This is a genomic window from Flavobacterium sharifuzzamanii (genome assembly GCF_003254585.1).
In the GTDB taxonomy this organism is placed as follows: Bacteria; Bacteroidota; Bacteroidia; order Flavobacteriales; family Flavobacteriaceae; genus Flavobacterium; species Flavobacterium sharifuzzamanii.
Window position 1 is genome coordinate 158058 of record NZ_QJGZ01000038.1, and the last position, 16146, is coordinate 174203.

Annotated in this window: 13 protein-coding genes; 3 read left to right on the top strand and 10 right to left on the bottom strand. The window is 34.2% G+C overall.

Going from position 1 to position 16146, the window contains the following annotated elements:
• The first annotated feature begins 107 nt into the window (after positions 1 to 107).
• Both DMA14_RS11345 and DMA14_RS11350 read left to right on the top strand, forming a co-directional pair.
• The gene (locus DMA14_RS11345) at positions 108 to 1532 is read left to right on the top strand and encodes an amino acid permease (protein WP_111424785.1); all 1425 of its coding nucleotides are present in this window, start codon (positions 108 to 110) and stop codon (positions 1530 to 1532) included.
• A gap of 182 nt (positions 1533 to 1714) precedes the next feature.
• On the top strand, positions 1715 to 2329 hold the full coding sequence (locus DMA14_RS11350) for a YdeI/OmpD-associated family protein (RefSeq protein WP_111424786.1): 615 nt from the start codon (positions 1715 to 1717) through the stop codon (positions 2327 to 2329).
• Positions 2330 to 2421: 92 nt separating this feature from the next.
• Here the strand turns inward: DMA14_RS11350 and DMA14_RS11355 are convergent, their stop codons facing one another.
• The gene (locus DMA14_RS11355; protein WP_111424787.1) at positions 2422 to 3108 is read right to left on the bottom strand and encodes a cytidylyltransferase domain-containing protein; all 687 of its coding nucleotides are present in this window, start codon (positions 3106 to 3108) and stop codon (positions 2422 to 2424) included.
• 132 nt (positions 3109 to 3240) lie between these two features.
• Positions 3241 to 3903 carry a carbohydrate-binding protein gene (locus DMA14_RS11360; RefSeq protein WP_111424788.1) on the bottom strand — a complete coding sequence of 221 codons (663 nt, stop codon included), beginning with the start codon at positions 3901 to 3903 and terminating at the stop codon, positions 3241 to 3243.
• 224 nt (positions 3904 to 4127) lie between these two features.
• On the opposite strand from DMA14_RS11360, the gene DMA14_RS11365 reads away from it, so the two are divergent.
• The gene (locus DMA14_RS11365) at positions 4128 to 4847 is read left to right on the top strand and encodes a hypothetical protein (protein WP_111424789.1); all 720 of its coding nucleotides are present in this window, start codon (positions 4128 to 4130) and stop codon (positions 4845 to 4847) included.
• Positions 4848 to 4859: 12 nt separating this feature from the next.
• On the opposite strand, the gene DMA14_RS11370 is transcribed toward DMA14_RS11365, so the two are convergent.
• The 8 genes from DMA14_RS11370 to DMA14_RS11405 all read right to left on the bottom strand — a co-directional run bounded on the left by DMA14_RS11370 (position 4860) and on the right by DMA14_RS11405 (position 16145).
• Positions 4860 to 6164 carry an ATP-binding protein gene (locus tag DMA14_RS11370; protein WP_111424790.1) on the bottom strand — a complete coding sequence of 435 codons (1305 nt, stop codon included), beginning with the start codon at positions 6162 to 6164 and terminating at the stop codon, positions 4860 to 4862.
• Positions 6165 to 6167: 3 nt separating this feature from the next.
• The gene (locus DMA14_RS11375; RefSeq protein ID WP_111424791.1) at positions 6168 to 6986 is read right to left on the bottom strand and encodes a peptidoglycan-binding protein; all 819 of its coding nucleotides are present in this window, start codon (positions 6984 to 6986) and stop codon (positions 6168 to 6170) included.
• A gap of 90 nt (positions 6987 to 7076) precedes the next feature.
• Complete coding sequence (locus DMA14_RS11380) at positions 7077 to 8264, bottom strand: hypothetical protein (protein ID WP_111424792.1); 1188 nt, start codon at positions 8262 to 8264, stop codon at positions 7077 to 7079.
• An 11-nt stretch (positions 8265 to 8275) separates the two neighbouring features.
• Positions 8276 to 12196 carry an eCIS core domain-containing protein gene (locus tag DMA14_RS11385; protein ID WP_111424793.1) on the bottom strand — a complete coding sequence of 1307 codons (3921 nt, stop codon included), beginning with the start codon at positions 12194 to 12196 and terminating at the stop codon, positions 8276 to 8278.
• A 2-nt stretch (positions 12197 to 12198) separates the two neighbouring features.
• Positions 12199 to 13830, bottom strand: coding sequence for an eCIS core domain-containing protein (locus tag DMA14_RS11390; protein WP_111424794.1), 1632 nt, complete (start codon positions 13828 to 13830; stop codon positions 12199 to 12201).
• A 39-nt stretch (positions 13831 to 13869) separates the two neighbouring features.
• Positions 13870 to 14730, bottom strand: a complete 861-nt coding sequence (locus tag DMA14_RS11395) for a DUF6734 family protein (RefSeq protein WP_111424795.1) — start codon at positions 14728 to 14730, stop codon at positions 13870 to 13872.
• Positions 14731 to 14742: 12 nt separating this feature from the next.
• A complete protein-coding gene (locus DMA14_RS11400; RefSeq protein WP_111424796.1) occupies positions 14743 to 15570 on the bottom strand; it encodes a DUF6734 family protein in 828 nt (275 codons plus the stop codon).
• Complete coding sequence (locus DMA14_RS11405) at positions 15567 to 16145, bottom strand: hypothetical protein (protein ID WP_111424797.1); 579 nt, start codon at positions 16143 to 16145, stop codon at positions 15567 to 15569. Before DMA14_RS11405 ends, DMA14_RS11400 begins: the two co-directional genes overlap by 4 nt.
• Between the last annotated feature and the right edge of the window lies 1 nt (position 16146).

The following is a 16146-nucleotide window of genomic DNA, read 5'->3' on the forward strand; positions in this document are numbered from 1 at the left end:
ATAACCATCATACAATTTTGAGTATGGTTTTGTGTGATTCCTTTTTTAACCTATCTTCGCTGATTATAGATTTCTGAAAAACATTTAAATCCTTTAAAACCGAATTTGTGGAAAAAAATCATGAAGCCGCAGAAGACAATCAGCTTAAACGCGGACTAACTAACCGCCATATTCAATTAATTGCCCTTGGCGGATCGATAGGAACAGGTCTTTTCTTAGGTATTGGCCCAGCGGCTGTATTAGCAGGGCCATCTGTTATCTTAGGATATGCAATTGCTGGAATTATCGCCTTTTTTATTATGAGACAGCTTGGTGAAATGGTTGTTGAAGAGCCTGTATCAGGAAGCTTTAGCTATTTTGCCTATAAATATTGCGGTTCTTTTGCTGGTTTTGCATCAGGTTGGAATTATTGGATTTTATATATCTTGGTTAGTATGGCTGAACTTACAGCCATTGGGGTTTATGTGCAGTTTTGGTGGCCTGAAATTCCGCTTTGGGCATCTAGTTTATTTTTCTTTCTAGTTATTAATGCTTTAAATTTTGCCTCTGTAAAAGTGTACGGAGAGACTGAATTTTGGTTTTCTATCATAAAAGTAGTAGCGATTATTGCTATGATTCTTTTCGGTACTTATTTGCTTATAAGTGGAACAGGAGGAGAGCACGCTACAATTCATAATTTATATAACGATGGAGGTTTTTTTCCAAAAGGTTTCTTTGAAAAAACGACAAATGGCAGTTTTCAAGGTTTATTATCTGCAATGGCGCTAATTATGTTCTCTTTTGGAGGTTTGGAGCTAATTGGAATTACAGCTGCTGAGGCAGAAAATCCAGAAAAAAACATTCCAAAAGCAACCAATCAGGTTATTTATAGAATTCTTATATTTTATGTTGGCGCATTGGTAATTTTATTTGCTTTATCGCCTTGGCGACAAATTACTACAGACAGCAGTCCGTTTGTAATGGTTTTTCAGAATCTTAACGGAATGGAATTTGAGCTGTTTGGCAACAAAATATACTTTACGCGTCTTATAGCTAATGTGCTTAATCTAATTGTATTAACTGCCGCATTATCGGTTTATAATAGTAGTGTATACAGTAATTCACGTATGTTGTTTGGTTTAGCAGATCAGGGGAGTGCTCCTAAGTTTTTAAAGAAACTGAACAAACACTCGGTACCGGTTAATGCCATTTTAATTTCTTCATGTTTCGCCGCGATTTGTATTTTGATCAATAAAATAATGCCAGAAGAGGCTTTTAGTATTTTAATGTCTTTAGTTGTTTCTTGTTTAGTTATTAACTGGGTTATGATTTCGTATACGCATCTTCAATTTAGACGCGCAAAAGACAGAGAAAACGTAAAAACTCAGTTTGCCTCAATATTTTATCCAATAAGCAATTACATCTGTTTCGTATTTCTGTTGGGGATTTTATCTATCATGTGGATGACGGATATGAAGCTATCAGTAGAATTAATTCCTATCTGGCTAGGTATTCTTTTTATATTTTATAAAGTTTATAAAGCGAAAAAATAAGTAGTTTATAAAAATCCCATTTCTAATGAAATGGGATTTTATTTTTTATGACGTTTTAAGAAGTGCAATCATTTAATTAGATTTGTCATATCTTCGAAAAAATAATACGGCATCAATTTGTGCTAGAGTATATTAGTATTGAAATAGTTTGAAATTTTATAACGAATTAAATAGTTCAATCAATGGAAAATTATAACAAAGACGTTACAGCTTACATTGCAAAAATGGCTGATTTTGCCAAACCTATTTTAAATCATTTGCGAGAAGTAATTTTTAGTGCTTGTCCAGAAGCAGAAGAAAATATTAAATGGGGAACACCACATTATTCTTATAAAGGCGATCATTTAGTTATGATGGGCGGTTTTAAACAGCATTGCTCTTTTAGTTTGTATAAGGCCGAATTGATGAAAGACGCGGAAATTCAAGCAAGTGTAAAAGCGGGTAAAAAGTTTGGTTATATGGACAAGATCAAAGATTTATCTGAATTGCCAAGCAAAGAAAAGTTAACTGCATACATTAAAGAGGCAATGGTTTTTAATGAAAATGGAACCGCTAAGCCCAAACCAGTAAAAGAAAAATCAACAGCAGAAGTGGTGGCGCCTAAAGAATTTGTAGATGCCTTAAAAAAGGATACTAAAGCGACTGAAATTTTTGAAAGCAAATCGCCGTCATTCCGTAAAAACTATATTATTTGGATTGCAGATGCAAAAACAGATGAAACTAGAAACAAAAGAATTTCACAATCTCTAGAATGGATTGCAGAAGGAAAAGATAGATTTTGGCAATCTAAGAAATAATTGGAAAAATAGTATTTGGTTTTAAAATTATTACACATTAAAAAGAGGACCGGCTGGTTTTGAGAGATAGCAGTTTCATAGAACCGCTCTCACTAAACACCGCTATGAAAAACAGCAGGAAATTTATCCTGATTAGCAAAAACCAGCTTGGCTAATTCATAATTAGAATCCGAATCCAGAAGTGTATTTTCAATTTCTTTTACTTCGAATGCTGTAGCCATTTTTCCAATCTTTTTTCCGTGTTTGCGGAAAGAAGTACGTGTAAAACCATGAAAAATTCCATTTTCGATTATTGAAAATTGAAATTCGTCATTCATTTCTCTTTTTTCGAGATCATAATTTCTCAACTCGTAACGCTGTATACTAAAAACTGAATCAAAGTATTCTCCAGCCGCGATTTGATCCATATATTGTTTGATGAAACTATCTAAGGTATAATTTGTTATTAACGGATTAAAACTTTGAAACTCGATAAAATGTTCGCCCGAAATTTTCTCAAGAGTATGAGCAGTTATCAGATCTGATTTTATGTCCTCGCCAATCAATGATTTCGGTCGGTCAATTATTCTTAATCTGCCGTTCCATTTGCAATATTCTTTAACTTCATCTGAATCCGTGTTAATTACTATACTTTCAAATTGAGTAAATTTTAGTAATTTTTCAATCATATACTGGTACATAGGTATTCCATTAAATGGAAGAAAATTTCTATTAGGCAAAACATGAAAAGGATAATCTTTTTGTATTGGTAATAGGGCAGTAAGATAGAAATTACTCATAATGTTTTTATAAGAGAATTAAGAATGACGATTGTTTTATGAAACTAATATAGGAAGATAGAATAAATTGGGTTTAGGTAGAAATACTTGATTTGAAACTGTTGCTTAAAAAACAACAAATAGTAGTGTATATTAATAAGGCGTAAAAGTGATATAATCTAAATTCATGTTTCCGTTTTCTACAATATGCAATGTGAGAAGCTGTTTTCCTTTCTCAAGGGTTATGCTTCCAATATTATCCGAACTATTCCAATGATGCCACTGTCTCCACGCTACAGGGTCTTTATCGTCATGTGTAGAGGTTATTTTCATTTTTCCGGTGGCATCTTTTCCGTTGACATCAAAAGAGATTGCGCCATCTCCATTAGCAGTGTATAGAAGCCCTATTTTGTATTTGCCAGTCTTTTTTACCTGAACAGTATAGTTGATCCATTCAGCGGGTTGCGTCCAACCTACATAAAACTGTTCAAGTTTTACAGGAACTTTGCTGTAAGGAGTAACATCAATGTTATCTGGTTTTGTATATGAAATATCTACACCTTCATTAATTCTGAATTCATTCAGAGGATTTCCATTTACAGGATTAAGTTTCCCGCTTCCGTTATTGATGCTGTCTTCATCAAAGTAAGCTATTCCTTGTCCGCCAAGGTCATAAAACTCGCATTCAATTTTTCCTGGAATTTCCTGCACTTTATAGGCGCTAGATTCTTTAGTGTACTGACTACTGAAGAAAGGAGTATAAGATTCAGCAGACAGAAACAAGTATACACAAGGTAATAGCAATATTTTTTTCATAGAATTTCTACTTAGATTTAATATAAAAATAGCATTTTTTCTATATAAAAAGTAAATAGAACTAATTGGACAAATGATATATAGAAGACCTGTCATGCTTCTTTCCTTTTAATTCTTGAAGTACTAAAAAAAATATACTTTAATTTTATTTTTTGATTTATTCTGTTTTAATTTGACAAAAAGGTAAAATCTTACATAATTCATTTTTTAGTATTAAGAACTTAATGATTTACAACAAAGAAAACTTTCCAAAAATATCTTCTGAACGCAATACAGCAGCTACTGTAGCAATTTATATGCTATTTGGACTTTTATGCATCGCAATGCTTGTTTTATTTGTTGGAATTCCTTTGAGCCTCCAGTTGGAGTATAATAGCCGTTTGTCAAACGAAGAAATGATCTTCAATTTTATATATTTCCCTTTGCTGTTTTGGGGCGTTTGGGCTCTTTACAAAAATTACCAGCGACAGAGGCAAAAAAAAGTCATTTTGATTTCTGTAGATCAGCACGGTGTGCACCATTATCAATATGATGGGACAGTAAAAAGTGTTTTGTACAAGGATCTGGGAAGGAGTGGAGAAAGTTATGTAAATGATATTGATCGAAAAGTTGGAACAAAATATTCACCAGCGTACATTTTCGGTTTTAAAGATGGTGTAAAAATTCCCATTCATTTTTCTACAGCCGAAAATGGATTGTCTTATGTACCAAAAAATAAATATCAGTTAATTGCTCATTTTCTGCAGGGCGCTACTTTATTTTGCCCACATTTGAAAATTTCTCCAGTAGTTTATACTTCTAATTTTATTAATCCCAAAACTTTTGAGTTTGACAAAAAGGCCGAAAGAAATGCAATTTTTATTGCTATTATATTAGTGATCGTTATTTTGGTTGCAGTCGATCTGTTTCTAAAGTATGCCAAAGGTTTTTCGATATTGTTTTAAATCCTAGTTCAGTTACATCATTTTTCCCTCTTTTGCATATTCCTTTTTAATTCCTTGCAGTAGATGATCCAGGTTGATGCTTTTGTTTTTATCTTCTAAAGTTCTCAGACAGGCATATTGAATAATGTTGACAATATTTGCCCCCGTAATGTCGTATTTTTTTGAAAGTTCTTGAAGGTTTACATCTTCAGCAATTTTAATTCCTTTTGGCAGATTATTTTGCCACAATTTTAAGCGTTCGCCATAAGAAGGAACTTCAAACTCAATAATAGATTGAAATCTGCGGGTAAAAGCACTATCAATATTGGTTTTAAAATTAGAAGCCAAAATCACTAATCCAGGATGGTTTTCGATTCGCTGTAGCAAATACGAAACTTCCTGATTGGCATATTTATCGTGTGCATCTCTCACATTGGTTCTTTTTCCGAAAACGGCATCGGCTTCATCAAAAAACAGAATCCAATCTTTATCAGTCGCTTTGTCAAAAAGAGAAGAAAGATTTTTTTCGGTTTCGCCAATGTATTTCGAAATTACCATAGACAAATCTATTCTATAAACATCTCTGTGAGTATATTTTCCTAAAAGTGAAGCCGTAAGTGTTTTTCCTGTTCCGGGTGCGCCGTAAAACATAACTCTAAAACCGGGTTTTATTTTGGCTTTCATATCCCATTCGTGAAGCAGAATATCGTTAAATTTAAGCCAAGTTTCTATCTCTTTGATTTGGTTTAAAGTATTGGAATTCAAAACCAAATCGTCCCAATCTAATTGCGTTTCTATCAATTGTGCGGGGAAAATACTGCTCAATTGAGGTTTCAGGATTTTTCCCGTTATGAATTTTTCAATGTATTCATCTTCTAAAACCAATAGACCGCTTAGTTTAGGTTCGCCATTTGGAACAGATTCTACTTTGACAATGCCCTTTTTGTATAAAAAAGATTGATTGTGCAGGTAATTATAAAATGAAATTCGGTTTTCGAGATCATTTCCCGCAATTAAAAACTGAGCTGTTTCGCCTGTTGGCAGAATTCCGCGATGGTTTTTAGTCTTTATTCCGCCAAACTCAGGCAGTTCGCCACCATTTGGCAAATATTCGGCAATAATAGAACTTAAGAAATCGGGTTTCAAATGCGGAACTAGAGACAATCCCAAAATAAGAATATCAATTTCGGACAGATTATTTTCGATGATAAATTCATCAATAAAACCATTCGCATCCAGTTGATTCAAAACAGGTTTTTCTGTCGGACTTTCGACTTGAAAAAGAGTATTTAGCTGAAATACGAATTGGTTTTTAAGATATGTAAATACATTTTCCATTTGCTATGCTAATGAGTCAATTGAGAAAAAATCAAGTTTAGATTGTTTGTAATTTCTGATTTTGTCCATAACAGCGTTTCCGTTATTAGAGCCGCCAGAATTAGTATTGCCTTCAATGGTTTCAATAGTGTCGGCATGAACAGCAGTTACAATTCCGGTATGAATCCAGTCGTTTGGCGTTTTTTGAAGAAGAAATATATCTCCAGGTTTTATCAAAGACGAATTGGTTCTGGCAGTTTGATAACGGGTCAATATTTTTTTCTGAAGACCCGTTGTTCCAACCGTATCGCAGCTATAAGTTAGTGGCATCAATGTCTTAAAGTTTTTTCCCTGAATGGAAGCCGCTTGATCTATAATCGACTGAACGAAACCCATACACCAAAACCATTCTGTTCCTTCGTGTCCATCCATATAGCTTCGAACCCACGGTCCTGTATTGCTTTGGTTGTTTATAACCAGTTCCAGAGGTTGGTTTTTAAGATGATTTTTGGCTGTGTTCAGAATTAATTCTCTTAGATTATTTCCAGATATTGGACTTTCAAAAGCTTTTTTAAGCGGAGATGCCAATTTGTCGAACAAGCTTTGGTCTACATTTCCGTTTTGAGGCAAACCATTGAATTTCTGAAAATTCAGTACTGCTTTTTCAGTTGCAGGGCCAAAATCGCCATCAATACCCGTTGCCGTTCCCGAACCAGGATTCTGCGCAGCAAATAAATTAAGCCAAGACTGAATTTTTTCGACGTCTTTCTTGTTGTTATTTGCTCCGTTTCTTTGTTGTGGTGCTTTAATAAGCAGCTCTTTTTGGTAGAATGTTTTTTGCATGATTAATGTTTTTTAGAAGTTATTATTTTGGTTGCTATCTCATAATTGGCTACATTTTTTTCTGAAATGTTAATTATTTAATTACAGAATTTATTTAATATAATATTTCAACTCATTAATGAAATCTTCTGGTACTAAATCATTGACAATAATTTGAAGAATAAAAAAGAAAGGAGAAAAACCTTTTGGAGCAAGCTTAGGAATTATAATCGAGCAATTGAAAATCCCTTTATTTGCCGACCATTGGCATTTGTATTCTTCAACGAAAGCATCTCCAATTAATACACCTAAACTTACTGTGAGCTTTTCCAGTTTGTTTTCTAAAGCAGAATTTTCTTTTATAATTAAAGGGATACTTGTACAGATATCTTCAAATTTTGTTTGATTTTTAAATGGTTTTAAGATTTTATAATCAACTAAGGATTTTATTTCTTCAATTGATTTTTGATCATATGTATTCCAGTTTATTTTCTTACTTTCTTTATGATTGTATATATCGAAGTAGGGTAATAAAATATGTTTGTATTCCTGAATTTTATGTTTAAGAATAATTTCATCTAAAGCCCAATCTAAATACACGTTTTTATTTTTGTCAAAAAAAAGATTCTCAGGAAATACTTTGATAATATTATTTGCAATATCTCTTTTGTCTTTACTAAAAATATTTTCAGTAAGGACAATAAACACTCCTTCATTTATTGTTTTAGTAAATACAGATTTGATTGCTTTATTTGATAGAAAGCTTTTTGGAATGAGTTTTTTCGTTAAAAAATTAAACCAATAAATACCTGGTAATTGATTAATGTCATCGAAACCAACTTTTACAATAGTTTGTTTTCCGTTACTATTAACTTCTTCTCTAATATTTAATTTATCAAATTCCTCTTGGGTATCTCCTCCTATAAAAAAGATGTCATATTTATTAATAATTTGTTCAAAAAAATCAAATAAAGGATTTAAGGCGGTATTGTTTTCAATTTTATTTTCAGATAGGAAAAGGATCCAACGACTTATCCCTGTTACATTATTTTCTATTTTTAGAATAATTTTTTTGTCTTTTGTTCTAAAATAAATTTCCCCAAAAGCATGTATTGGATAATCTGATATTATCTTTTCGATAGCTTTAAAATTAGATTTTTCGATTTTTTTATTGCCGTCTTCAGTAGTTCCATAGTTCTCAAACAATGGAAATTTATTGTTAACAATAAAAGCTATTAAATCATTAACAGATTTTAAATTGTCAAAATGAAACGTAGTATATATATTAAAAACTATCATAATTTTAAATTTTATTCAGAAGCTTCTTCTGGTGTAATAATTTTATGTGGGCCAACTTGTACTTCATTAGATAAGTTAGAGCTCAAACTCGTTGGGCCATTGGGGTTATCATCTTTACGAATAATTAATGAGAATCGTTTTCTTTGATCTCTTGCCACTTGTTTTATGGCTTTTAATTGCTCTGTATATGATTGGTAATTAACATCTTTAACGTCACCAATTTCATTACCAGCTATGTAATCGGGTATTGTTGGTACCACTTTTGATCTACCTTCATCATCAACTATTCTCGGATGGTACGTATCATTGTTTTTTCTTGCTGATTCACCAAATTGTTCCTTAATCCAGCCTTCTTCTCCATTTCTTCCTCTGCTACGTGATGATCTAAGTTTTAAATAAGTTAGAGGCCATTGAATCATGTCTGAGGTGCCTTTGGTGCGTAAATATTTTAAATAACCGTCTGCAAGCCCTTTATATCGATCCAAAGTAGTTTGATCTATTCCATTACCAACCATAGAAACTGTTATTCTTGTTAACTCACTTCTTGCTGTAGTTTTATTGCGATTACTGCCAACAATAGTTCCTTCGTGTATATCACTACCAGCTTCTGCTTTATTTTTACCTTCTTCCGCTGCTCTCTGAATTAAATTGTAATTCCATTTATCACCACCATCTACAACTTGTATTGAGCTTACCAAAGTACTATTTCTAGTAGCCACAGTTTGTGCCACAGCTTGAGCATTTTCATGTGTAATGCCACCATTGGTTAAATGAGTTTCTTCTTCTTGATGCAGGTTTTGTCTAACAGTTGTCAGTCCATCTGCGCCACCTCTTCCCATCACTCTGTCCAACAAAGCCATTCCTCTATCCACAGCCTGATTCACGAGCCATGTCAACGCCTCATCAACCATTTGGCGAACAGCAATAAGCATTTCGCCAATTCTTGCTCCAATGCCTGTTAAGCCAACTTGGTTTGCCAAGAAACCTATTACTACAGGCATTGCTTGCCCCATGGTTCTTTCTAGATAATCTGCGGCCGTGGCGACATTTCCTCGAGCTAAATCGGCTACACCATTGACAAACGAATTGACCACTTCGAGCATTTCGCGCAAGTATTTGATAAAACTTTGTATCGCGTTAAAGAATGCCATTGCACCGTTTATTACAGCCATGATTCCTGTTGGATCTAACATGCTTAAAAGTCTGGCTGTAATTCTATTGACAATACGTTCCATGACAAAGTTTTTCACGGCATCGAGAACGGTATTCCATAAATTGCTAAGCTGTTCTTGTATTTTGTCCCAAATGGCCGCCATACCACGTTCCTGAACATCTTTGATAAATGTCCAAATACCTTCAAGCGTATTAATCATACTACGGATTCTGGCCACTCTTGCAGGGCCAATGCGAGGATGTGCGGCTAGTTTCTCCCAGATTCTTTCCATCGAGATATTTAGCACTTCTAATATCCAGCTGATAACACCGCGTAAAGAGAAATCGGTAAGTACTGGAATATTGGCATCTTTCAGCTCGCTCATCAGCCAGCCTGTGACACCATTGATTAAATGGGTAACGATATTGTCAAAGAACTGTACGAATCCTTGTTTAAGCGCTCGAAGTATGTTTTTCAAGAAACCGATTGGATCTTTCTTGATGTCATCAATCGCTTCTAGGGCTCTTGTAATGATATTTCCGATTAGATCAAATGGGAAATTCATGATTTCGAGAATGGCCATAATAACAATTCGGACAATTTCTGCCACAAAAGCAATTAGTCGGCCTATAGGTTCTCCAAATTTCTCGATGATTCTCATGAAAGCATCTAACGGATGAATGAGGTCATCTATAGTCATAGAATCCCAAATATCGGTAAAGAGCTGTATAATAGACTGTGGCGTCATGTTGAGCGTCTCTACTGCAGCTTCAATTTGGCCTGCAATTCTGGCTATTGCACCAGACTCTACCATTTGTGCATATTGTTCTTCACCGCCATCCATAAGGCTCATAAAACCTCTGATCATATTTGGAACTGTGCGAGGTACAACTTCTTGCGTAAAAGGATCTTTTCCGATAATCACTTTAACAAGCGAATAACCTCTTACGGTAGCGGCTTGAGAAGACAGCCATGCTAATAAGGAATCTTTAACAAGCTCTAATACTTTTTGGGCAACCCCTGAGGCAAAATCCCAAACTCTTTGTAAAAAATCTCCAGCCTGACTAGCAAGTGCAGAGAGATTATCTGCAATATTGGCCAGATTTGAAGGCTGGATGGCATTCCAAGCGGCAGTTATGAGTCCGCCAAGTTCGCTTAACAAAGAGTCGAAAGTTCCAACTTGCGTGTCAAGCCAATCGGCAGTTTTTTGCAGCGTGCCTTTTTCGCGCATTTGCTCAAGCTCTGTCTGCTTGTCTATCAGTATTAAGAAATCTTCTAATATTTCGACCGTTGTTGCAGTAACTGCTACATTGCGTAAGGGATCAAATTTGATTATTTTTTTGATTAATGCATACGCTTTATTTTCAGCTAATAATGGTTCTGCAACATCAATCAGCGCTTCTTTTATCCAAGTTATAACCTGATCAACAAGAGAAGAGGCAAACGAACGTACATTAGCAACAACGGTATTAAATTTTGAAGTGACTACATCTATAAAAGTTCCAAGCGTGGATTCGTCCCAAGCATCTTTTACTAATTTAAGCAATGAATCCAGCGTTAAGCCCAATTCGCTCAAACGTCCGTTAACCCAATTAAATACACGGTCTATGATGCCATATTCTTGTAATTTATCGAATATGGCTGTTCCAAAAGGAACAAGTCCCATAAATCCTTCAATAAGATTAATGGCATTTCTTTCGACATTTACATCATTCAGAGGGTCGTAACCTGCTACAACTGTAAGCAGTGTATAACCTGGAATATGTCTGACATTGTCTTTGATATAACCAGGAATCAGAGTGGATAATAATGAGCCCTGAATCATTTCTGGAGCAGGGGAGATGGGTTCAGGTTTTTTTCTAATTGCCGCTCCCTGCTGTACGGTATGCGTTAATTCGTGGGCAAGTAAATGTTTGCCTTCTTTCGAATTCGGATTGTATTTTCCTTCGTTAAAATAAATATTGTTTCCAGTAGCAAATGCCTGAGCGCCCAATTGCTTATTCATTTGAACAGCATTAGAATCATTGTGTATGCGAACATTGCTGAAATCGGCTCCAATTCCAGATTCCATTTCGGTTTTTACTTTTCCGGATAGAGGAGAACCTCCGCCTTTACTGCTGTTTAATTTGGATTCTATGTTTGAATTATCGGTAGGATTAGCATCACCAGCCGCACTTTTTTGCAGTTGTTTTTCTTCGTCTGAGTTTTGTTTCTCTTCTTCTTTTTTCTGCTGTACATTTTCCTCTTCACCTTTATTTTGAATTAAAGGTTTGATTGATGGAGTGCTTTTTGAAACCGTTTCAGGTTTTTTAACTTCTTTTTTATTCTGAACAGTTTCTTCTTTTTTCTGGACTTTATCTTCTAGCTTGCGCTGAATTAATGATTTTGATCCAGAAAAAGCAGGATTAGCTTCTCGTTTTTCGGTTACTCTAGAATCAAGTTTGTTTTGGATTAAATCCGTTTTGAGCTGTACAACAGGTGTTATGGTTTGAGGTGCAGTTTTTCGCTGTATTTCTTTATTTTTTTCTTCTTGTTTTTGAACATTACGCGCCAATTTCTTTTGCACTACTGGCGATGGCGAAAAGAAAGATTCTGCTTTTGGCGTTTGTTTATTGGCCACTACGTGGTCTGCGACTCTGTCGGCTTCTACTTCAAATTTATCGTTAGATTTTCCTATATTCAATTTTGCCTGAACACCAAAAAAAGATTCTTTCCCCTTGTCATGATGCGACGCGGAGTGCGGAGAATTTGATTTTGATATTTGCTTTAATGCTGGCATCTCTAATTGGTTACATTAAAACTTCCTTTTAGATTTGGACTACCTCCAGGATTAATTACTTGAACTTCTACTTTAAAGAAGATGCAATCTTTGGTTTTTACAGTAAATGATTGTGTTTCTGTTCTGCCAACATCATATCTTCTGCCAGTTTTATGTATTGTTCCGCCTTGTATGGCAGTCAATAATATATTGTAATGTTTTGCATTATGCGGAGTAACCCAATTTGCGGTAGAGGTTATTTTAAAATTGCCTTTTGAACAAAAAGTTGAGGAAGACATAACGGAATCATTGATATTAAAATCGTTATTATTTTGTGGTAGTTGAAATGCTTCTCCGCAACAATTGCTATCACCGCCTTTTTGTCCTACCAGCTTATTGTCTAAAGCTCCTATAGTTTCCGGCCCTACAATACCGTCAATTTTATTCAGACCATTTTCTGCTTGAAAGCCGATTACTGCATTTCGCGTTTCGCTTCCAAAATCGCCATCTGCTCCAAATTTTGGCAAACTTTGACCTGCCTGCATTAGTCCGTTTTGCAATTCGGCAACATATTGCCCTTTTTGACCAGTAGAAATAAGCATCTGATTATCATTTGCTTTTTCTAACGGTGGATTGCCTTTAAACTGTGGGTTTTCTGGTCTCTCTGCGCGTAAATCTTCTGAATGGTTTTCTATAGATGATTTTTGTATTGTTCCTGATTTTTGTTTAGATCCAGTCTGCTGAATTGTATGTGTGAGTTCATGCGCTAGTAAATGCTTGCCTTCTTTGGAATCTGGATTGTATTTTCCTTTATTAAAATAAACATCGTTACCATGAGTAAAAGCTTGTGCGCCCAGTTCTTCGCTCATTTGAACGGCTCTACTGTCTGTATGGATATTTACGCCACTAAAATCGGCTCCAAAACCTGATTCCATTTCACGTTTTGTGTTTTTGTCCATGGCATTGCCTCCGCCTTTTGAGCTGTTCAGATTGCTTTCGACGTTTTCATTTACTGAGTTTGATTCTTTTAGTTTTGCTTGAACTGATTTTTCTTCTTTTTTCTGAGCCTTTTTATCTTCGTTTTCACATTCTGCACATTTTTTCTGCACTTTTTTATCTTCTTCCTTGTCCGATTTCTTTTGTACTTTTTTGTCTTCTTCTTTTTCTCCCTTTTTCTGAACTTTTTTATCTTCTTCCTTATCAGATTTCTTTTGGACTTTCTTGTCTTCTTCTTTTTCGCCTTTTTTCTGTACTTTTTTGTCCTCTTCTTTATCGGATTTCTTTTGGACTTTTTTGTCTTCCTCTTTTTCTCCTTTTTTCTGTACTTTTTTATCTTCTTCCTTGTCCGATTTCTTTTGGACTTTTTTATCCTCTTCTTTTTCTCCCTTTTTTTGCAGAGGCTGTTCTTGTGCCAAGTCCTTTTTTTGAACTGTTGAAATACTTTCTGCAATAGGTTTTTGCTGTACGGCTTCTTCACTTCGGGATTGCAATAAACCTCCAGTTTTGCGTTTGTTCACTACTTTATCGGCTACATTGTCGGCTTCTGCTTCATATTTATCTCCTACAGTGCCCGTAGTTAGTTTCTTTTGAACTTTTGGTCCAAAAAAAGTAGAAGAGGAGTGATTAGCTATTTTCTTTTGTTCAAATTCTCTCATGATTGTTATTTTATCATTTTGAAATACTAATTTGTTTCACTAAACAAACTGCAGATTATTTGCGATAACACCTTCTTTCTCTAATGCATTTTTTATTTGCTTGTACCAATACGGAAATATTTTAGAGAGTCGAAGTTCAATTTCATCAACAACATATTTGTCATATTTTTTCATTCCAAAAAAATGAGAATACCCAATACTATCGGCATGTTTTCCATGCTCTGTTATATTTTCTCCTTTCAAAAGCATTGTCGGATTATTGTTTTTATAATTCAATAGCGATGCAAGCGTATATTGTTCAATTAAAATGCAGGTTTCATAACCTTCTTGTTTTAATTCGGTAAAGTTTTCTTGGTTTTCGATATATATCTTCTCCAAGTCATAATAGCTTTTTATAAATTCATCACGGAGCTTGAGATTGTTAAAACCAAATATGCCGCAGTTATAAGAATAACCTAGATTGGTATGCCAGTAGGGAAGATTCTTAGTATATTTATTAAAAAACTCTACCTGTTTTTTATAATGGATTTCATAAGTGTCTTCTTTCCGTTCTACTATAACATCATCGAAACTAAAATCTATTTTTTTCTTTATAAATATGTCCGTATCGATGTGAACAAATGGCTTTGTTTGAAGTTCCATAGCATTAATTTTTGATTTCATCCAAAGCTCAATTCTGTTTTCGTTTTGCACTTTGGTAACGGCACAAGGAAGCATATGCAGGAATTTGAAGCCTATTTCGTCTACATAAAGCTCGATTTCATCATACCACAAATGACTATATAGTATGCTTAGAGCAGTCATGTAGATAGTTTCTCTTAATTTGTCTCCCATATTCCATCTGTTATGTATTATCGGAAGCACATCAAGGCTGTAAATCATCTTGTGTTGTTGTTTCATATCGTTTTGTTTTTAAGCTATGCCTTCTTTCTCTAAAGCATTCTTTACTTCTTTGTACCAATACGGAAACAGTTTAGAAAGCCTGTTTTCTATTTCCTGAACAATGTCAATTCTGTATTTTTTTTGGCCCGCAATGTGTGTGTAACCAATTCTATCAGCTAGCTGGCTATTTTCGAACAAGTTTTTTTTCCACAGCAATAATGTTGGTTTTATATTTTTATGATGTAATAATGTGGCCAGATTATATTGTTCTAAAACAATACAAGGTTCTATTCTTTTTATACTTGGATTATTATTTTTTATAAATATTTCTTCTAAAGCATAGTAGGCTTTTAAAAACTGATCCCGAAGTTCTAAATCTCTAAAACCTAATACGCCACAATTGAATGCATATCCTAAATCGGGTTTCCAATAATCTAAATCCTGAGTATATTTATTAAAGAAATCCAAGCGATATTGATACATGCCATACAGTTCGTAATCATTTTGTTCAACAATCACTTTGTCAAAATCAAAATTTATTTTTTTCTTTATAAAGGCGTCATTATCAAGATGAATAAAGGGTTTCGTTTGTTTTTTCATAACATCAATCTTTGATTTCATCCAAATGACAGCGTCTTTATTACTGCTGATTTTAGTTACTCTGCAAGGAAGCATATAAAGAAACCTATACGCTGTTTCATCAGCATAAAGTTCAATATCCTTATACCATAAATGGCTGTATAGTATGCTTAGAGCAGTAGAATAAATCGTTTCTTTAAATTTATTGCCTTCATTCCATCGGTTATTACTGATAGGAAATGCATCTAAGCTGTAAATTATTCTAGGCTCTTCCCTCATGAAATATTTTTTTTAATGGTATGAATTAAGTTTTTCTCTTCCAGAAAAGTAACATTGTTGTACAAAGAAGCTTTTCGGCTGTGTTTGTACAATCGTCTCCATTGGTAATCATTGCCCTTTACTTTTGAAGTATTGAGATGTATTTCGGTATTATGATTTTTTTTACTTTCTTCAAACGAGGTATGCCAGACCATTTTTCCCATCAAAGGAGATTGTACAAAGGTTGAACTAGAAAAAATCCTCGGAAAGCTGTCTATGTTAACTGATTTTTCGCCAATTCTGAAAATATGCACCAAAGCTTCTCCATTTTTTGTTTTATAGTATTTAGAGAGATATCTTTTGGTTTCCAATTTGGTGATCATTGGCTGTAAATCCAATTCATTTTCAAAAAGCAGATCTATGTCATTAATGGTAATGTCATAATATTCACGAAGATTAAGGTAGTCTGCAATACCTCCGCAAAAGACTACTTTAGATAGATTCACATTATTGAATAAAAACTCTAAAGCCATTTGCTGAAAGCTGCGAATATTTTTTTTATCATATTCTAAAAAAGAGGTGTTTTCAACATTCATA

What these genes read in the sequence shown, in the direction of transcription:
- DMA14_RS11355 (WP_111424787.1), bottom strand. Translation starts at nt 3,108, where the DNA reads ATGAGTAATTTCTATCTTACTGCCCTATTACCAATACAAAAAGATTAT.
- DMA14_RS11350 (WP_111424786.1), top strand. Translation starts at nt 1,715, where the DNA reads ATGGAAAATTATAACAAAGACGTTACAGCTTACATTGCAAAAATGGCT.
- DMA14_RS11395 (WP_111424795.1), bottom strand. Translation starts at nt 14,730, where the DNA reads ATGAAACAACAACACAAGATGATTTACAGCCTTGATGTGCTTCCGATA.
- DMA14_RS11385 (WP_111424793.1), bottom strand. Translation starts at nt 12,196, where the DNA reads ATGCCAGCATTAAAGCAAATATCAAAATCAAATTCTCCGCACTCCGCG.
- DMA14_RS11360 (WP_111424788.1), bottom strand. Translation starts at nt 3,903, where the DNA reads ATGAAAAAAATATTGCTATTACCTTGTGTATACTTGTTTCTGTCTGCT.
- DMA14_RS11380 (WP_111424792.1), bottom strand. Translation starts at nt 8,264, where the DNA reads ATGATAGTTTTTAATATATATACTACGTTTCATTTTGACAATTTAAAA.
- DMA14_RS11365 (WP_111424789.1), top strand. Translation starts at nt 4,128, where the DNA reads ATGATTTACAACAAAGAAAACTTTCCAAAAATATCTTCTGAACGCAAT.
- DMA14_RS11370 (WP_111424790.1), bottom strand. Translation starts at nt 6,164, where the DNA reads ATGGAAAATGTATTTACATATCTTAAAAACCAATTCGTATTTCAGCTA.
- DMA14_RS11375 (WP_111424791.1), bottom strand. Translation starts at nt 6,986, where the DNA reads ATGCAAAAAACATTCTACCAAAAAGAGCTGCTTATTAAAGCACCACAA.
- DMA14_RS11405 (WP_111424797.1), bottom strand. Translation starts at nt 16,145, where the DNA reads ATGAATGTTGAAAACACCTCTTTTTTAGAATATGATAAAAAAAATATT.
- DMA14_RS11390 (WP_111424794.1), bottom strand. Translation starts at nt 13,830, where the DNA reads ATGAGAGAATTTGAACAAAAGAAAATAGCTAATCACTCCTCTTCTACT.
- DMA14_RS11400 (WP_111424796.1), bottom strand. Translation starts at nt 15,570, where the DNA reads ATGAGGGAAGAGCCTAGAATAATTTACAGCTTAGATGCATTTCCTATC.